Source organism: Synechococcus sp. NB0720_010, assembly GCF_023078835.1.
In the GTDB taxonomy this organism is placed as follows: domain Bacteria; phylum Cyanobacteriota; class Cyanobacteriia; order PCC-6307; family Cyanobiaceae; genus Vulcanococcus.
The window spans coordinates 1,707,596-1,724,295 of sequence record NZ_CP090898.1 but is presented as its reverse complement, the minus strand read 5'-3'; the positions used below and the strand labels follow the sequence as shown (position 1 = coordinate 1,724,295).

Annotated in this window: 19 protein-coding genes and 1 tRNA gene; 13 read left to right on the top strand and 7 right to left on the bottom strand. The window is 65.5% G+C overall.

All coding sequences use genetic code 11. The features are described 5' to 3' along the window. The first annotated feature begins 2 nt into the window (after positions 1-2). Both ligA and LY254_RS09050 read left to right on the top strand, forming a co-directional pair. On the top strand, positions 3-2,048 hold the full coding sequence (ligA, locus tag LY254_RS09055) for an NAD-dependent DNA ligase LigA (RefSeq protein ID WP_247476737.1): 2,046 nt from the start codon (positions 3-5) through the stop codon (positions 2,046-2,048). Continuing rightward, entirely contained in the window at positions 2,045-2,209 is a 165-nt protein-coding gene (locus LY254_RS09050) for a hypothetical protein (RefSeq protein WP_247476736.1), read from the top strand. The genes ligA and LY254_RS09050 overlap by 4 nt, the downstream gene beginning before the upstream one ends. Here LY254_RS09050 and LY254_RS09045 read toward each other — a convergent pair. Genes LY254_RS09045 through LY254_RS09030 form a run of 4 tightly spaced genes read right to left on the bottom strand, consistent with a single transcriptional unit; the run spans position 2,194 to position 6,686 of the window. Continuing rightward, entirely contained in the window at positions 2,194-2,799 is a 606-nt protein-coding gene (locus LY254_RS09045; protein WP_247476735.1) for a TVP38/TMEM64 family protein, read from the bottom strand. The genes LY254_RS09050 and LY254_RS09045 overlap by 16 nt on opposite strands. Continuing rightward, the gene (locus LY254_RS09040; protein WP_247476734.1) at positions 2,799-5,546 is read right to left on the bottom strand and encodes a valine--tRNA ligase; all 2,748 of its coding nucleotides are present in this window, start codon (positions 5,544-5,546) and stop codon (positions 2,799-2,801) included. Before LY254_RS09040 ends, LY254_RS09045 begins: the two co-directional genes overlap by 1 nt. Positions 5,547-5,595: 49 nt before the next feature. After that, positions 5,596-6,219, bottom strand: coding sequence for a 2OG-Fe(II) oxygenase (locus LY254_RS09035; RefSeq protein WP_247476733.1), 624 nt, complete (start codon positions 6,217-6,219; stop codon positions 5,596-5,598). Continuing rightward, entirely contained in the window at positions 6,219-6,686 is a 468-nt protein-coding gene (locus LY254_RS09030) for a hypothetical protein (RefSeq protein WP_010313640.1), read from the bottom strand. The genes LY254_RS09035 and LY254_RS09030 overlap by 1 nt, the downstream gene beginning before the upstream one ends. Before the next feature lie 44 nt (positions 6,687-6,730). On the opposite strand from LY254_RS09030, the gene LY254_RS09025 reads away from it, so the two are divergent. Genes LY254_RS09025 through LY254_RS09010 form a run of 4 tightly spaced genes read left to right on the top strand, consistent with a single transcriptional unit; the run spans position 6,731 to position 10,312 of the window. Then, positions 6,731-6,985, top strand: a complete 255-nt coding sequence (locus tag LY254_RS09025; RefSeq protein ID WP_010313641.1) for a hypothetical protein — start codon at positions 6,731-6,733, stop codon at positions 6,983-6,985. An 11-nt stretch (positions 6,986-6,996) separates the two neighbouring features. Beyond that, on the top strand, positions 6,997-7,812 hold the full coding sequence (locus LY254_RS09020) for a class I SAM-dependent methyltransferase (RefSeq protein WP_247476732.1): 816 nt from the start codon (positions 6,997-6,999) through the stop codon (positions 7,810-7,812). Positions 7,813-7,826: 14 nt separating this feature from the next. After that, positions 7,827-8,741: an oxidoreductase gene (locus LY254_RS09015; protein ID WP_247479838.1), complete on the top strand. Its 915-nt coding sequence runs from the start codon at positions 7,827-7,829 to the stop codon at positions 8,739-8,741. Positions 8,742-8,773: 32 nt separating this feature from the next. Then, a complete protein-coding gene (locus LY254_RS09010) occupies positions 8,774-10,312 on the top strand; it encodes a SulP family inorganic anion transporter (RefSeq protein WP_247476731.1) in 1,539 nt (512 codons plus the stop codon). Positions 10,313-10,320: 8 nt separating this feature from the next. Here LY254_RS09010 and LY254_RS09005 read toward each other — a convergent pair. Beyond that, a tRNA-Val gene (locus LY254_RS09005) sits at positions 10,321-10,392 on the bottom strand. 38 nt (positions 10,393-10,430) lie between these two features. On the opposite strand from LY254_RS09005, the gene LY254_RS09000 reads away from it, so the two are divergent. From LY254_RS09000 to speB, 7 genes are all read left to right on the top strand, one after another. Beyond that, complete coding sequence (locus tag LY254_RS09000) at positions 10,431-10,910, top strand: metal-binding protein (protein WP_247476730.1); 480 nt, start codon at positions 10,431-10,433, stop codon at positions 10,908-10,910. Positions 10,911-11,042: 132 nt separating this feature from the next. Continuing rightward, positions 11,043-11,366, top strand: coding sequence for a hypothetical protein (locus LY254_RS08995; protein ID WP_247476729.1), 324 nt, complete (start codon positions 11,043-11,045; stop codon positions 11,364-11,366). Beyond that, complete coding sequence (locus LY254_RS08990; RefSeq protein ID WP_247476728.1) at positions 11,335-12,345, top strand: AraC family transcriptional regulator; 1,011 nt, start codon at positions 11,335-11,337, stop codon at positions 12,343-12,345. The genes LY254_RS08995 and LY254_RS08990 overlap by 32 nt, the downstream gene beginning before the upstream one ends. Positions 12,346-12,457: 112 nt before the next feature. Then, positions 12,458-13,276 (top strand): nucleoside triphosphate pyrophosphohydrolase, encoded by an 819-nt coding sequence (gene mazG, locus LY254_RS08985; protein WP_371820540.1) that lies wholly within the window; start codon positions 12,458-12,460, stop codon positions 13,274-13,276. A 44-nt stretch (positions 13,277-13,320) separates the two neighbouring features. Next, positions 13,321-14,094 (top strand): Coq4 family protein, encoded by a 774-nt coding sequence (locus LY254_RS08980; protein ID WP_247476726.1) that lies wholly within the window; start codon positions 13,321-13,323, stop codon positions 14,092-14,094. A gap of 45 nt (positions 14,095-14,139) precedes the next feature. Further along, on the top strand, positions 14,140-15,009 hold the full coding sequence (gene speE, locus LY254_RS08975) for a polyamine aminopropyltransferase (protein ID WP_247476725.1): 870 nt from the start codon (positions 14,140-14,142) through the stop codon (positions 15,007-15,009). After that, entirely contained in the window at positions 15,006-15,860 is an 855-nt protein-coding gene (speB, locus tag LY254_RS08970; RefSeq protein ID WP_247476723.1) for an agmatinase, read from the top strand. Before speE ends, speB begins: the two co-directional genes overlap by 4 nt. A gap of 1 nt (position 15,861) precedes the next feature. Here speB and LY254_RS08965 read toward each other — a convergent pair whose 3' ends face one another. Together LY254_RS08965 and LY254_RS08960 are read right to left on the bottom strand one after the other, a co-directional pair. Next, on the bottom strand, positions 15,862-16,257 hold the full coding sequence (locus LY254_RS08965; RefSeq protein ID WP_247476722.1) for a Crp/Fnr family transcriptional regulator: 396 nt from the start codon (positions 16,255-16,257) through the stop codon (positions 15,862-15,864). 116 nt (positions 16,258-16,373) lie between these two features. Beyond that, positions 16,374-16,553 (bottom strand): hypothetical protein, encoded by a 180-nt coding sequence (locus tag LY254_RS08960; protein WP_010313707.1) that lies wholly within the window; start codon positions 16,551-16,553, stop codon positions 16,374-16,376. Positions 16,554-16,700 lie beyond the last annotated feature (147 nt).

The window sequence follows — 16,700 nt, the reverse complement described above, 5'->3', positions numbered from 1 at the left end:
CCGTGAGCAGCACCACCAGCGGTACCCAGGCACGCGCCAGCGAACTGCGTGACCTGCTCAACCGAGCCGCGCACGCGTACTACGTCCTCGATGCCCCCGTGATGGAGGACCCGGTCTACGACCGGCTCTATCGCGAACTCCTGGACCTGGAGATCGCCGACACCAGCCTGATCAGCGCCGATAGCCCAACCCAGCGCGTCGGGGGAGCGCCGGCGGCGGGCTTCAGCAGCGTGCGCCACCGCATCGGCCTGCTCAGCCTCGACAACGCCTTCAACACCGATGAGCTCGAGGCCTGGTACGGCCGCCTACTCAAGGTGCTGGACCGCGAGGCCGGCACCGCCCTGCCGATGGTCGGTGAGCTCAAGATCGACGGCAATGCCCTGGCCCTCAGCTACGAGAACGGGCTGTTGGTGCGGGCCGCCACCCGCGGCGATGGAGAGCAAGGGGAGGAGATCACCGCCAACGTCCGCACGATCGCCTCAGTTCCGCTGCGGTTGCAGCTGGAGAACCCGCCGGCCTGGCTGGAGGTACGCGGCGAAGCCCTGATCCCCGATGGCACCTTTGCGGCCATCAACAGCGAGCGTCAGGCCCGCGGCGAGGCCCTCTTCGCCAACCCCCGCAACGCCTGCGCCGGCACCCTGCGGCAGCTTGATCCCAAGGTGGTTGCCGCGCGCAAACTCGACTTCTTCGCCTACACCCTGCACCTGCCGCCGGACTGGAGCGGGGGCCCCGCCAGCCAATGGGAGTCCCTCGACTGGCTCAAGCAGGCCGGCTTCAAGGTCAACCCCAACGCCGCCCTACTGCCGGATCTAGCAGCGGTCGAGGCCTTCTTCGAGCACTGGGACGAGGGCCGCCGCCAGCTGAACTACGCCACCGATGGCGTCGTCGTGAAGCTCAACGACCTGCGCCTTCAAGACGCGGCCGGCTTCACCCAAAAGGCCCCCCGCTGGGCCATCGCCCTGAAGTACCCCGCCGAGGAGGCCCCCAGCAAACTGCTGCGTCTCAGCTGCCAGGTGGGACGCACCGGAGTCATCACCCCAGTGGCGGAGTTTGAACCTGTACCCCTGGCCGGCACGAGCGTCAGCCGCGCCACCCTGCACAACGCCGATCGACTGCTGGAGCTCGATCTCCACGCCGGGGACACGATCGTCGTTCGCAAGGCCGGCGAAATCATTCCCGAGGTCGTACGGGTCCTGCCGGAGCTGCGCCCGGCTGCCGCTGAGCGACTGGAGCTACCCCACACCTGCCCGGAGTGCGGCTCCGGGCTGGTCCGCGAAGAAGGGGAAGCCGCCACCCGCTGCGTGAACAGCAGCTGCCCGGCGATCCTGCGCGGCGCCCTGCGCCATTGGGTCAGCAAAGGCGCCCTCGATGTCGATGGCCTGGGCAGCAAGTTGATTGAGCAGTTGGTGGACCGGGGCCTTGTGGGCTCCATCGCAGGCCTCTACCGGTTGGATGGCGCCCTGCTCTGCAGCCTGGAGCGCATGGGCAGCAAGAGCGCCGAGAACCTTGTGGCGGCCTTGGCGGAGTCGAAGCAACAGCCCTGGCACCGCCAGCTCTACGGCCTCGGCATCCACCATGTGGGCGAGGTCAACGCCAAAGCCCTGGCCAAGGCCTTCCCCAGTGCAGCGGACCTCGCCACCGCCGCCACCGAGACCCCCGAGGCGATCACCGCCGTCTATGGCATCGGCGCTGAGATCGCCCAGAGCCTGCAGCAGTGGTTCTCCACCGGTGCCAACCAGGAGCTGCTGACCAGCCTCGAGCGCCTGGGCTTCAGCCTGGCCAGCGGCGACGAGGAACAACCCGAGCCGAGCGGTCCTGCGCCATTGACCGGCCAGACCTTCGTGCTCACCGGCACCCTGCCGAGCCTGAGCCGCAGTCAGGCCCAGGCCCTGATCGAGGCCGCGGGCGGCAAGGTGACCGGCTCGGTCAGCAAAAAAACCAGCTATGTCGTGGCGGGTGAGGAAGCCGGCAGCAAGCTGAGCAAAGCCGAGAGTCTCGGGATTCCGGTGCTGGATGAAGCCAGCCTCCAAGCCCTGCTTGCCCCATGAGCCAACCCGCCGTCTACCGCTGGATCAAGACCGAATGCGGCCGCGCCAAGTTCGCCGATCTCGCCGCGCGCCCCGGCCCCCTCGCCAAGCTGCGCCTGGCCTGGTTCGTGCTGATCGGGGCGCTGCGCGACTGGCCGCTGCCGGATCAGTCGGAAGGCTGAGCTGCTTTTAAGGCCCGCTGGGCGGCCCGGCCCACAAGCCAAACCGAGGCCACCGTCGCGGCGATGCCCACCACCCGCAGGGCCCAGGTGAAGGGATCCGCCTCGCCGCTCAGCACCTCGCCGAAGCGGGCCACATCACCGGCGAGGGCCCCCAGACCGCAGAACAGGATCGTGCCGGGGATGATCCCAATCAGGCCAATCGTGTAGTCGCGCAGGCTCACCTCGCTCAAGCCATAGGCCAGGTTGAGCAAGGAGAAGGGAAACGCCGGCGAGAGGCGGGTCAGCAGCACCAGCTTCAGGCCCTCGCGGCTGACCGCCTGCTCCACCGCCTGCAGCTTGGGGAAGGCCTCCAGCCGGCGCATCGCCCAGTCCCGCAGCCAGGTCCGTCCCAGCAGAAAGGCCGCTTCAGCCCCGAGGCAGGCCCCCACGAAGACGATCAGGCTGCCCCACCAGGTGCCGTACAAGGCTCCAGCCAGCATCGAGGCCCAGACCCCCGGCAGCAACAGCGTCACCCAAATCCCATAGAGGGGGATGAACAGCAGCGCCCCCGCAGGGGACTGCAGAACCGGAAGCCAGCTCTGCCAATCCATCAACCGAGGTCGGCCAGACGCTTGCGGGCCAAATCGGCCTGGGCCTGGGCTTCCGCCAGGTTGGCCTGGCACTCGGCCACCACCTCAGGTGGGGCTTTGGAGGCGAAGTTGGGGTTCGAGAGGCGACCCGAGAGCCCCTTGATCTCCTTCTCGGCCTTGGCGATGTCCTTCTCCAGCCGGCCCCGCAGCGCCTCGAGATCCACCAGTCCGTCGATCGGCAGCAAGACCTGAAGCTCACCGCTCACGCCGGCCAGGGCCTTCGCGGCAGGGTTGGCATCAGCGGCGGCCGGGTCCAACACCTCCACCCGCTCCGCGCGGGTTAGCGCAGTGATGTCGGCGGTGGCGGCAGTCAGCACCGAGGCCAGTTCAGAGCGACCGGTGACGAAACGCACCGGCACGCCCTGGCTGGGCTTGAGGCCGGCGACAGCGCGCAGGTTGCGGACCACCCGAATCGCCTCAATCAACTCAGCGAACGACGACTCCAGCTCGTCATCCAGGGCCGAGACGTCGAGGGCCGGCCAGGGCTGCAGGGCCAGGAACGTCTCTTCGGGCTCGCCGTTCAGGCCATGCCAGAGCTCCTCGCTCAGGTGGGGCATCAGGGGATGCAGCATCACCAGCAATTCATTCAGTGCCTTGGCCAGCACCTGGCGGGCCGTGCGCTGGTCGGCCAGGGCTTCGGCACTGGGGTTCTCGCCCGGGTTCAGGCGGCGCTTGATCAGCTCGACATACCAGTCGCAAACTTCATTCCAGGCAAACTCATAGAGCCCCTTGGCCGCCTCGCCGAGGCCATAGCTGCCGTAGCGCTCGGCGCTGTCGCGGTTCACCCGGGCCAGGCGCGAGAGGATCCAACGGTCCGCCAGCTGCAGGGCCGCGGGATCCGGTTCACCCAGGCTGGAGGGGGTTTCCCCACTCAGGTTCATCAGGGCAAAGCGGGTGGCGTTCCAGAGCTTGTTGGCGAAGTTGCGTGAGGCCTCCACCGTGGCGGAGGTGTCCGACTTGCGGTCGTAGTCCAGGCGGATGTCCTGGCCAGCACCGGCCACCTCACGCACCAGGGCAAAGCGCAGGGCATCGGCGCCGTAGCGCTCGATCAGCAGCAGCGGGTCAATGCCATTCCCCGCCGACTTGCTCATCTTGCGGTTGTTCTCGTCCCGCACCAGACCGTGGATGTAGACGTCCTGGAAGGGCATCTGGCCGGTGAAGGCGCCGGCCATCATCGTCATCCGGGCCACCCAGAAAAAGATGATGTCGAAGCCCGTCACCAGCACGCTGGTGGGGTACCAGCGCTGCAGGTCAGCCGCCTCGGCATTGGGCCAACCCATGGTTGAGAAGGGCCAGAGACCACTGGAGAACCAGGTGTCGAGGGCATCCGGATCCTGCTCAAGAACAGCACCCGCCCCGAACTGGGCATCCGCTTTGCTCTGGGCTTCGGCCTCATCCCGGGCCACCACATAGGGGGTGGAATCGGTGATCACACCGCCGGTCTCGCTGACCACAAACCAAGCGGGAATGCGGTGACCCCACCAGAGCTGGCGGGAGATGCACCAATCGCGAATGTCCGTGAGCCAATCGCGGTAGACCTTGCTCCAGCGCTCCGGAACAAAGCGGGGATCGGCGTTCTCGAGGGCCTCGCGGCAGCGGGCCGCCAAGGGCTCGGTTTTGACGAACCACTGGGTGGAGAGCAGGGGCTCGACGGGCACCTTGCCCCGATCGGAGAAGGGAACGCTGTGGCGGTAGTCCTCCACCTTCACCAGGAAGCCTTCGGACTCCATCGCCGCAACCACGGCCTTGCGGGCTTCAAAGCGATCCAGCCCCTGGAAGCGACCGGCGGCCTCATTCATCGAGCCGTCCTTGGCCATCACCGTGATCAGCGGCAGGTTGTGGCGCTGGCCGATGGCGAAGTCATTGGGGTCGTGGGCGGGGGTGACCTTCACGCAACCCGTGCCGAACTCGGCATCGACGTGGTCATCGGCCACGATCGGAATCTCCCGGCCCACAAGCGGCAGGGTCAGGGTCTGACCCACCAGCTCTGCATAGCGGGGGTCCTTGGGATTCACCGCCACGCCGGTGTCACCCAGGAGGGTCTCCGGACGGGTCGTCGCCACCTCCAGGAAGCCCTGGCCGCTGCTCAGGGGATAGCGGAAGTGCCAGAGATGACCATCCACCTCCTTCATCTCCACCTCCAGGTCGCTCACGGCTGAACCGGAGGCGGGGCACCAATTGACCAGGTACTCGCCCCGGTAGATCAGCCCCTGCTCATGCAGGCGGTTGAAGGCCTCGATCACGGCTTCGCTGCAGCCGGCGTCGAGGGTGAAGCGCTCCCGGCGCCAGTCCACCGAGTAGCCGAGGCGGCGCAGCTGGCCGACGATCGTGCCACCGCTCTGGGCCTTCCATTCCCAGGCTTTCTCCAGGAAGGCCTCGCGGCCGAGATCTTCCTTGCGCTTGCCGTCGGCCTTGAGCTGCTTCTCCAGGATCGTCTGCACGGCGATCGAGGCGTGGTCGGTGCCGGGCAGGCAGAGCACGTTTTTGCCCTGCAGCCGCTGGAAGCGGACGATCGTGTCGATCAGGGCCGTGTTGAAGGCGTGGCCCATGTGCAGGCTGCCGGTCACGTTCGGCGGTGGAATCACGACCGAAAACGGCTCACCGGGGGCCTTGGGGTCCGGGTGAAATGCGCCTTGGGTTTCCCAGGCCTGCTGCCACCGCGCCTCGGTGCCTACCGGGTCATAGGTCTTCGGCAGGGCGTCGGTCACGTCAACAGATCAGGCGATCGCCCCATGCTCGCAAAGGGCCGCCGGGGCCTCAGCCCGCCGCCAGGCGCTTGAGATAAGCCTCCCGGCTGCCGGCATTGATCCAGCCGGTGGCGATGGTCTTGCTCGCGCTCTGATTGACCCGGCCCCGGTGGATGTGGGAAGGCCCGGCCGGGAAGATCACGAGCTTGCCCCGCTGGGCCTCCTCGTGGTGCTCCTGCCAATGGAACTCCGTGCCGGCCTCCTCAACGCTGTTGCAATAGAGGATCCAGGCCAGAACGCGATGCACCGGTTCGGTGGCCTCATCGCTGATGGTCCAATCGCAGTGCCAGCGCTTGAAGCCCTCGCCGGGGGCATAGCGCTGCAGGTTGAAGATCGGGTTCACGAAGAGCTCCTGATCCGGGCAGCAGTCCCGGAAGAGGGGACGCTCCTGCAGGTAGCGCTCCAGGCCGGCAGTCACCCCCCGCAGGATCACCTCCGCGAGCGCAAAGGCCTCGGGGTCGGAGCGATCGATCGCCACCAGGCTGATGTCGGTCGAGACCTTGGCGGGCTCAGCCCCATCGGGCCCAAACGCCACACCGGGGCGCTGCAGGTCTTCGCGCCGCTCAAAGAAGGCCATCACCCCATCGGAGAGGGCCTCAAAGCCGGGGTTGCTGTAGCGCGCAATCAGCTCCATCAAGCCTGCTCCAGCCAAGGAATGGCCACAAGGGCGTCCAGACGCTGCCACCGTTCCTGATCCGCGGGCAGGCGCTCCGTCAGCCCAACGCGCTCCAGGGCGCGGGTGATGCGCCCTGGCTCCAGGACCTCATCGGCGGGGCCCTGGGGCAGCACCAGCACCTGCTGCTCCGCGGGATCGGCCATCAGTTGGAGCTCCAGATCCCCCAGCTCCCGCTCGAAGAACACCCGCCGCATCCGTCCGGTCTGAACCGCACCGAGGGCCTCAGCGAAGGTCTTCAGACCCTCCTCATCGCCGCTGCAGCCGCAGTTCAGGGCCATCCAGATCAGCAATTTCGCCCAACTCTCACTGCTCCAGAGGGGCTGGAAGCTCTCTCGGTTTTGGCGCACCAACTCCGCCAGGGCGAAATCCACCAAGGTCGCCTGCAGGGCCAGTGGGTCAGGAGATGCAGTTGTCATGACATCCATCCTCCCCATCGGTGTGCAGACTGCGGTCAAGTGAACGCCGAGCCATGGCCCTCGACTTCAACGACGCCGATCTGGAGTTTGCCGATCTGGTCTACGCCTACCAGAGCTGGGTAATGGCGGTGATCAATGACGAGAAGCTCGGTGGCGAGAAGCTTCTGAGCGACGAGATCACCGATGACGCCCTGAGCGCCATGCGCTTCCTGCCCGGCGAGGTGACCGCTGCGATCGAGACCAGCCTGGCCCGCGTCTACGACGTGGATCCCGACGAACTCGCCTCCCTGCTCTTCCCCGAAGACTGAGCCGCGGGGCCATGGCCTCGGACTACGTCCTGGGGACCCACCAGAGCGAACTGGAACGCCTGCGCTTTCAGCACGAGCTCTGGTCTCCCATCAGCCAAGCCGCCTGGGCTCGGGCCTGCATCCAGAGCGGGCAGCACCTGCTCGACCTCGGAGCCGGTCCAGGTTTTGCTGCAGCCGATCTCGCTGCCCTCGTCGGACCCAGCGGCCGTGTCCTGGGCCTGGAGCTCAGCGCTGACTACGTCGCCGAGGCCCAAGCCCTGGCGCGCCGAAGCGGCTTCGATCAGCTGGAGGTCCGCCAACACGATCTGCTGAAGGATCCCTGGCCCCAAGAGCAGTTCGATCTCGCCTGGTGCCGCTGGCTGGCGATGTTCCTGCCGGACCTGGAACCGCTCCTGGCGGGCCTGGGGCAATGCATCCGCCCCGGCGGCCAGGTGCTGTTCCACGAGTACGTCCACTGGGACACCTTCGCCCTGCACCCCGGGGCCGAAGCGATTGCTCGCTTTGGTCAGGCCTGCCAGCGGAGTTTCCGCGCGGCCGGCGGTGATCCGGATGTGAACCGCAGGCTGCCGTCGCTGCTGACGGCGCGGGGCTGGAGCATCAAAGAGCTGCGCCCCCTGCCCGTGCTCGGCCCCCAAGGCTCGATGGCGGCGCAGTGGCTGGAGCGCTTTGTCGCGGTCTACGGGCTGCAGCTGCAACGCCTCGGGCTCTGGAGCGCTGCGGACCAAACCGCAGCACTCGGGCAGATCCAGGCGGCCGCCTCGGATCCCGGCAGTTTCTGGGTCGGACCCACGGTGCTGGAGCTGCGGGCGAGACGATTGGGGCCGTAGTGCCCCGCCCCACCGTGCCCTGGACCGCCGCTGAGATTCCCGATCAACGGGGGCGGACCGCCCTGATCACCGGGGCCAACAGCGGCCTGGGACTGGAGAGTGCCCGGGCCCTCGCCGCCAAGGGGGCCCGCGTGCTGCTGGCCTGCCGCAGCCTCGAGAAAGCCAACGCTGCCGCCGCGGCCCTGCGCTCGGACACCGGCGGAGAGCTGATCCCGCTGGAACTGGACCTGGCGGATCTGGAGAGCGTGCGGCGGGCCGCCGCCCAGGTGGAGCAGCTGGACCTGCTGCTGAATAACGCCGGAGTGATGGCGCCGCCCCGGACCCTGAGCCGCCAGGGCTTCGAGCTGCAATTCGCGGTCAACCACCTGGGCCACGTCGCCTTGACCCAGGCCCTGCTGCCCCTGCTGAAGCAGAGCCCCAGTGGACGGGTGGTGCATGTGAGTTCCGGTGCGGCCTACTTCGGCCGGATCGCGTTCGATGACCTGCAGGGCGAGACGCGCTACAGGCCTTGGGATGCCTACGGCCAAAGCAAGCTCGCCAACGCCATGACGGCCCTGGAGCTGCAACGCCAGCTCGAGCAGGAGAGCTCCAGCGTGCTCTCGCTGGTGGCACACCCGGGCCTGGCCCGCACCAACCTGCAGCCCACCTCCGTGGCCTCGAAAAACGCCAAGCTCGAGGGACTGGCCTACCGCCTGATGGACCCGCTCTTCCAGAGCGCCGCCATGGGGGCCCTGCCTCAGCTCTTTGCCGCGACCGCGCCGGAGGCAAAGGCCGGGGTGTTCTACGGACCAGGCGGCTTCGGGAACCTGCGGGGCTATCCCACCAGCTGCCGCATGCCCCCTCAAGCGCTAGACGCCACGGCCTGCGCACGCCTCAGGTCGGTCAGTGCAGCACTGATAGGGTCGGCCCCAGCGGGCGGTTCCCTGTAGGGAACGCCAGACGACAGCCGCCGCCGATCCCTATGACTTTCGCCCTCAAAGAATGGTGGGGCAAACCCCATCGGGACATCCTCTCGGGCCTGGTGGTGGCCTTCGCGATGATCCCCGAGGCGATCGCCTTCTCCGGAATCGCCGGCGTGGATCCGCGGGTGGGTCTCTTTGGCGCCTTCATGCTCTCGGTGACCTTGGCGGTCTTCGGCGGGCGCACCGCGATGATCACCTCGGCCACGGGCTCCACCGCCCTGCTGATGACCGGGCTGGTGGAGCAGGGCAACGCCCTCGGCGAAGGCATGGGCCTGCAGTACCTGCTGGCGGCCGGGGTCCTGACGGGAGTCCTGCAGATCGCTTGGGGCTATCTACGGCTCGCCCACCAGATGCGCTTCGTGCCGCAACCGGTGATGGCGGGCTTCGTCAATGCCCTGGCAATCCTGATCTTCCTGGCCCAGCTTCCTCAGCTCGGCCTTGATTTCTTCCACCCCGAGAAGGTGGCGGTGACCGCGGGGCAGCTGCCGGCGGTCTGGGGCCTGATGGCCCTGACCCTGGTGATCATCTACGTGATGCCGCGCTTCACCAAGGTCGTGCCATCGGCCCTGGTGGCGATCCTGATCTCGACGGGGATCTCGATTCGCATGGGCCTGGATGTGCCCACAGTCAGCAGCCTCGGCACCCTGCCCAGCGGCCTTCCTCAATTCGGGATCCCGCAGGTTCCCTTCACCACGGGCACCCTGGGCCTGATCCTTCCGACCGCCCTGGCCATCTCCCTGGTGGGTCTGATGGAGACCTTCTTGACCCAGGACATCCTCGACGACGTCACCGACAGCTCGTCCCACAAAAACCAGGAAGCCCGCGGCCAGGGCATCGGCAACATCGTCAGTTCGTTCTTCGGCGGCATGGCCGGCTGCGCCCTGGTGGGCCAGTCGGTGATGAACGTGGGCTATGGCGGCCGCACCCGCCTCTCCACCCTCACCTCGGGCGTGAGCCTGCTGGCGATGATCCTGCTGGCCAGCCAATGGGTGAATCAGATCCCGATGGCCACCCTGGTTGGGGTGATGGTGATGATCGCCATCAACACCGCCAACTGGGATTCAATCCGCAGCATCCGCCGCATCCCCAAGAGCGACACCTCGGTGATGCTGCTGACTGTGGTGGTGACCGTGCTGACCCACAACCTGGCGGTAGGCCTGCTCTCCGGTGTGGCCCTGGCGGGGATCCTCTTCAGCCGCAAGGTGGCCAAGGTGATCGAGGTCAGCAGCGAGCAGAGCGGCAGCGAGCACCGCATCTACCGCGTCCGCGGTCAGCTGTTCTTCGTCAGCAGCATCTACTTCCGCCAGGGCTTTGAGCTGCACGAGCATCCCGCTCGCGTCACCATCGACATGGGCGAGGCCCACATCTGGGATCAAAGCGGCGTGACCGCCCTTGATCAGGTCATCCGCAAGCTCAAGCTCGGCGGCAGCCAGGTCGAGGTGATCAACCTCAACCAAGAAAGCACCGATCTCTTCGCCCGCATCGGTGTGGCGGAAGAGGCCGGCGGACGCGGCGGGGAGCTGTCCTCAGCCCACTAGTGCAGTGATGCCCGGTGCCGGGTTCGAACCAGCGACATCCTGCTTGTAAGGCAGGCGCTCTACCGCTGAGCTAACCGGGCGGTTACGGCATTCTGCAGGGCAGCATTCACCCCCGGCGATGGCCAGCGGCCAGCAACACGACCGCGCCACCTGCTGGCTGGCCCTGCCCTATGGGCTGCTCTGGTGGCCCTGGCTTGGACCGCTCGGAACGGTCGTCAGCGCCCTGGCCTTCCTGATCGGAGGCCTCTGGCTCTCCCCCGATCTCGACACCAACTCCCGGCCCTACCAACGCTGGGGCCCCCTGCGCTGGCTGTGGTGGCCCTACCGCAAGACCCTGCGCCATCGCTCGCTTCTGTCCCACACGCCGGTGGTCGGAACCCTGGTGCGGGTTGGCTATGGCCTCGGCATTGTCCTGCTGTTGAGCGGCCTGCTGCACCCCTGGGGAGTCCCCTCGAGCAGCGAAGTTCTGATCTGGCTCAAGCAGCAGGAGCGGCTGCTCTGGGTGGCCCTGGTTGGCGTCGAGGCCAGCGCCTGGCTGCACCTGCTGCAGGACGGTGATCCCATGCCACGCAGGTCAAGGCGCCGCAAACCCAATTGACCGCCGCGAGACGAGGTGACTAAAAACGCAAAAGGCGTGCAAAAACGAACCATCTAGCAAAGCCAGGTCAATGAGGAGAACCAAGACAGGCAGCACTGTTTAAGTTCAATCCATAGGACTGAAGCGCGAGGAGTGGGCGAACTCACAGCAGGGATTCAAGCTGCGGTCAATCGACGCATTACCATCACAATCAGCAACCAGGTCTATCTCATACTCTCCAAAGAATCAGAGCGAAAGGGCAACTCTTTAAGCAGGACTATTGCAGAGGCAATTAACCAACAATTAGACCAAGACCTACCTTCAATTGAAGGGTCCAGGCGCTTGACAATATCGCTACAAGAGCCCATTTACCTAAAGCTATTAAGAAGAAAGACGCAAGAGCACAAAAGCCTGAGCGGGCTCGTATCGTGCCTGCTGGAAAAATTTGCAGGCGAAGCTGATAGTGGCAGTTCATGACCCTCTACTCAGCACGCTACCCCTTGGGGTTTCACATTCCGACCAAAGCTTCTCCCTCAACCCCCTCGTTCTAGCTGACGCAATCCCCGAGGTCTTCAGTCGCGGGAACCATGGAAACCAACCGAATGTCGATTTTCCATGCGCCGACTTCTCCTTAACCGCCCTGGGACAGCTTCCGGTCGTCGCGTCCAGACAAACACCTTCAATCATTAACGAAGACGAGACCGGCAAGACGAGCACTCTGGCGATTTGCCTTGCGGGGGACGAAGTGGAATACCGCGAAGGACAGTATCAAGTCAAAATTCGGCCTAAAAGCGCATTTTTAAACCCTAGGCATGGCGGAACAGCCACCACTGGCTACCTATCGGGGATTTACTGCCAGATCGACCATGAAAGACTAAACACCACAATCCGTACGATTAACCCCGAGAAGACGCCAATCAGCCTGGACAAGCCCTTCTTACTAGAAGGAAGCCGCAGCTCACGAATAACATCGTTTTTTTCCTTTATTGACTCTCTACTCGCAGAGAGCCAGGCACTCCCAGACACTCTATGCCTGGACGACACGCTTTACAGAATGCTAGCTCTTTCGCTTCTCGAGGAGGAGACTACGGAAAGATATAGCTTTAGCAATATCAATAAGAATTGGAACTGGAAACTCGACCACTTGATTGACTACATCAGGGCCAACAGCCACCTACCCCTGAGCATGACCGACCTCGAAAGAGTCAGCAATTACTCCTCCAGGCAGCTGCAGTACTCATTCAAAGCGAAGCTGAATTGCAGTCCCATGCAATTCGTCAGAAGCCAACGTTTGTCAAATGCGCTGGCAAAACTCCAATCCAAAGAACCCGGCACCACGGTCGCCAGCACCGCTCGTGAGTGCGGGTACAGAAGCACTCAGCACTTCTCAAGAGATTTTCAAAACAGATTTGGAATGAATCCGTCCGCAGTCCTAAGGCACAACAGCAGCCTCTAACACAACCAATGCGGGTGTGCTCTCAAAAGCAGCGCAGCCCAATCTGGTTTTCCAGACTGCGCAACCTGGTGCGATGGTGGCCAAGACACCCGAAGACCACGTCATAGCCACCCTGCAGATTCCCCACGACGCCCTCCAAGAGCTGATCGCGGTGGTCGCCAAGCTGCGCGATCCCGATGGGGGCTGCCCCTGGGACCTGGAGCAAACCCACCAGTCCCTCGTGCCCTATGTGCTCGAGGAGGCCCACGAGGTGGCCGACGCCATCCGCCACGGGGATGACGCCCACCTCAAAGAGGAACTCGGCGATCTACTGCTGCAGGTGGTCCTCCATGCCCAGATCGCCCAGGAGGAGCAGCGCTTCGATCTCGAGGCCATCGCCCAGGGAATCAGCGAGAAATTGATCCGCCGCCACCCCCACGTCTTTGGCGATGGCATCGCCAAAGACAGCGCCGCGGTCAAGGACACCTGGGAGGCCATCAAGGCCAGCGAAAAAGGAGAGGCTCCGCCCTCCGCCAGTCCCCTGAGCGATCGCCTGGCGGGCAAGGTGCGCGGCCAAGGCGCCCTGGCCGGAGCGATGACCATCTCCAAGAAAGCCGCCAAGGCGGGCTTCGAATGGGATGACATGAACGGTGTCTGGGAGAAGGTCCACGAGGAGCTCGATGAGCTCAAGGAAGCCGTGGCCTCAGGGGACAAGCGCCACGCCCAGGAGGAACTCGGTGATGTCCTGTTCACCCTGGTGAACGTGGCGCGCTGGTGCGGAATCGAACCCGAGGAGGGCCTCGCGGGCACCAACCGGCGCTTCCTCGATCGCTTCTCCCGCGTCGAAGCCGCCCTGGGGGGCGATCTTCAGGGCCGCAGCATCCGCGAACTCGAGGGTCTTTGGCAGCAGGCCAAGGCCCAGATCCGCCAGGAGCAGCAGGACGCGGTCTGATCGAAAAACCATTTCTAGTTTGAGGGGCCGGCACTGGAGCCCCCATGGGTTTTCGCTACCTCGATCGCCTGGCCAGCCCCGAGCAAATCCAGGGCTTTCTGGGCTTGATGGACCTGGCGGCTGGAGGAGGGGAGTCAGCCCAGAACGTCTTTGAGCTCTCCCACCGGCTGCGGGACTCCAACCCGATGAAGCTCTGCCGCAAGCGCCTGGCCCGCGATCCCGAAGCCGAGCGGCTGATCCAAACCCGGCAGCTCAGCGGGCCCTACGACCCAGCGGCCCTGAAAGCCCTGCCCAAAGGCAGCCTGGGTCACACCTACGCAACCGTGCTCGGGGCGCTGGGCTACGACATCAACTTCTTCCCCGAGCCCAGCTTCTTCAGCAATCTCGAGACCGACGCCGACTACATCAACTACCGGGTCTATGCGACCCACGACCTGCACCACATCCTCACCGGCTTCAGCCTGGACAACTTCGGCGAATTGGGGGTGATCAGCGTCAGCGTCGCCCAGTTCTCCCACCCAGGATTGGCCTTCACCGACTTGATGTCCCTGCTGCTGAATTGGTTCAGGGATGACACCCCGATCGACGAGCTGGAAAGCCACGCCGACAAGGCCCACACCACGGCCTATGCCTTTGGCCGCATCAGTGAAGGGCTGGAGATGGGTGCCAACGCCCAACCCCTCTTTGCCCAGCCCTGGGAAGCTCTGATGCCCCGCAACCTGGAGGACCTGCGCCGGGAGCTGCAGATCGACGCCGTCACCAGCGGCCCCTGGAGCTGGCAGAGCCGCCCTGAGCTCATCGAGGCCCTCAAGGCCTAGGGACGGCGGTGCGCAAATCTGGAGAGATCTCCCCGCGCCCCTGCGATGGCCGACAGTGCCGCTCCCGCTCCAACCCCCGGCTGGGTGGACGAGATCTTTGATGGTGTCCGCTACGGACTAGCCGGGCGGGTGATCGCCGAAGAGCAATCCCCCTTCCAGACGGTCACCATCATCGAGAGCGAGCGCTACGGCAAGGGCCTGCTGCTTGACGGCTGCTGGATGACCGCCGAGCGCCAGGAGCGGCACTACCACGAATCGATCGTGCACCCGGCGCTCTGCAGCGCCGCAGCGGTGGAGCGGGTGCTGGTGATTGGCGGTGGCGACGGCGGCACCGCCCGCGAGTGCCTGCGCCACACCGGCGTGCAGCACCTGGACATGGTCGAGATCGACGGACTGGTGGTGGAGTGGAGCCAGCAGCACCTGCCCTCCATCGGCGGAGGCTGCTGGAGCGATCCGCGCTTCCACCTGACCGTGGGCGACGGGATCGCCTGGGCCGCCAATGCCGCTGACGCCAGTTACGACGTGGTGATCGTCGATGGCTCCGATCCCGCTGGCCCCGCTGAAGGCCTCTTCAACCGGGCCTTCTTCGAGCAGTGCCGCCGCATCCTCAAGCCCGGTGGCGTCTTCGCCACCCAGAGCGAATCCCCCGAGGCCTTCCGTCAGGTCCACATCGACACCGTCCAGGTGATCCGCGAGGTCTTTGGCCATGCCGATCCGATGTACGGCTGGGTGCCGATGTACCCGAGCGGCTGGTGGAGTTGGACCTTCGCCGCCATCGACGGCCGCCGCTATCTGGAGCCGGATCCCTCCCGCGCCGCGGCCGTGGTCGATGGCTGCCAGATCTGGAGTCCCCGCTGGCAGCGCGGCGCCTTTGACGCCATCCCCGCCGCCATCGAACGCGCGATCAACGCATGAACGACCTCTTTGACAGCGACGGCGCCATCTACATGGGCAGCCAGCGGGATCCCGCCGGCTGCCGGGTGGGCCTATTCGGCGTGCCCTACGACGGCACCACCTCCTTCCGGCCTGGCACCCGCTTTGGCCCAGCGGCGATCCGCGAGGTCAGCCCGGGCCTCGAGAGCTACTGCCCCCAGCTCGATCGGGATCTCGAGGAACTGGCCATTGCCGACCTGGGCGCCGTGGACATCCCCTTCGGCGCCCCAGAGCCTGTGGTGGCCGCGGTGAAGCAGGCGACGCAGGCGGTGCTGGGGCTGGGCCTCAAGCCGCTGATGCTGGGCGGTGAGCACTCCATCAGCTCAGGAGCAGTGGCCGCCGTCGCCGAGCAGCATCCCGAACTGGTGCTGGTGCAACTCGATGCCCACGCCGACCTGCGCCATGAATGGCTCGGCGCCAACCACAGCCACGCCTGCGCCATGCGCCGCTGCCTGGAGGTGCTGCCCAGCCAGCAGCTGCTGCAGATCGCCATCCGCAGTGGCACCCGCGAGGAATTCAGCGAACTGCGCCAAACCGGACGCCTGGTCGCGATCGAGCGGATGGCCGAGGCGCTCAAACCCCTCCGGGGCAAACCGCTCTATCTCACGGTTGACCTGGACTGGTTTGACCCGGCGGTGATGGCCGGTACGGGCACCCCGGAGCCGGGGGGATTCCTCTGGCGGGACTTCGCCGCCCTGGTGGATGAACTGCGCCACCACAACCTGGTGGCCGCTGACGTGGTGGAACTGGCGCCCATGCTCGACCCCAGCGGGGTCAGCAGCGTGCTGGCCGCCAAGGTGGTGCGCAGCCTGCTCTTCCTGCTGGATCGCTGATTCAGTAGGAGCAGGTGCCGCTGGCGCGCTGCTCACGCAGGCGCTCGTGCTGCTGGGCGATCAACTGCACCGCCAGGGTCGGGTGGTTATGCAGCAGGTTCAGGAAGCGCAGGCGATCGAGCTTGACCAACTCCACCGGCGTGCGGGCGATGGCGTCATTGCGGTAGACGCCGTCCTTCCAAACGATGTCCTGGTAGCTGAACAACTCACCCGGCCTGCAGCAGAGCTTGTCGCCGTTGGCATCAATCACCTCGACGATGCCGCGGCGCACGCCGTAAATGGCGTTAGCCGTCTGGCCACTGCTGAAGATCGCAGCACCGGTGGGGAACGAGAGGGTCTCGCTGTCCACCTGGGCGGACATCAGCTCAATCGGGGTCGCGATGGTGGACGTGAGCATGCGTCTCTGACCTCCCGTACCCCAAAACCTGATCGGCTCAGCTTGACACCTACAGCCCGGCAATCCAGGACGCCCAGACAACAAAACAGAAGAGATCAGAGATCTTCGGTTTTGCTTCAGCTTTCAAGTACATCCGTGAGGGCGAGCTGGCGGTCGCGCACCGCTGGCTGCAGGCCATCCCCTTGACCGACAACGGGCAGACGCGGCGGCCGAGCCGTCCAGTGATGGCACCACAACTCCCCCGCCAGCTCCGGATGAATCGGCAGCTTGCGCAGACGGCACCAACCCAACTCCACCCCCTTGGGGGAGGCGCAGTGGCGGCAACTTCTGCAGCAGGGACGCGGGCCTATCGCTTTGGAGGCTTGGGCTGCCAACCGTAATCAGGCCGTCCTGTGGCGGCCATAGGAAGCGGCAAAGCTCCGGGTTCTCTTCCCCTTGTTGAA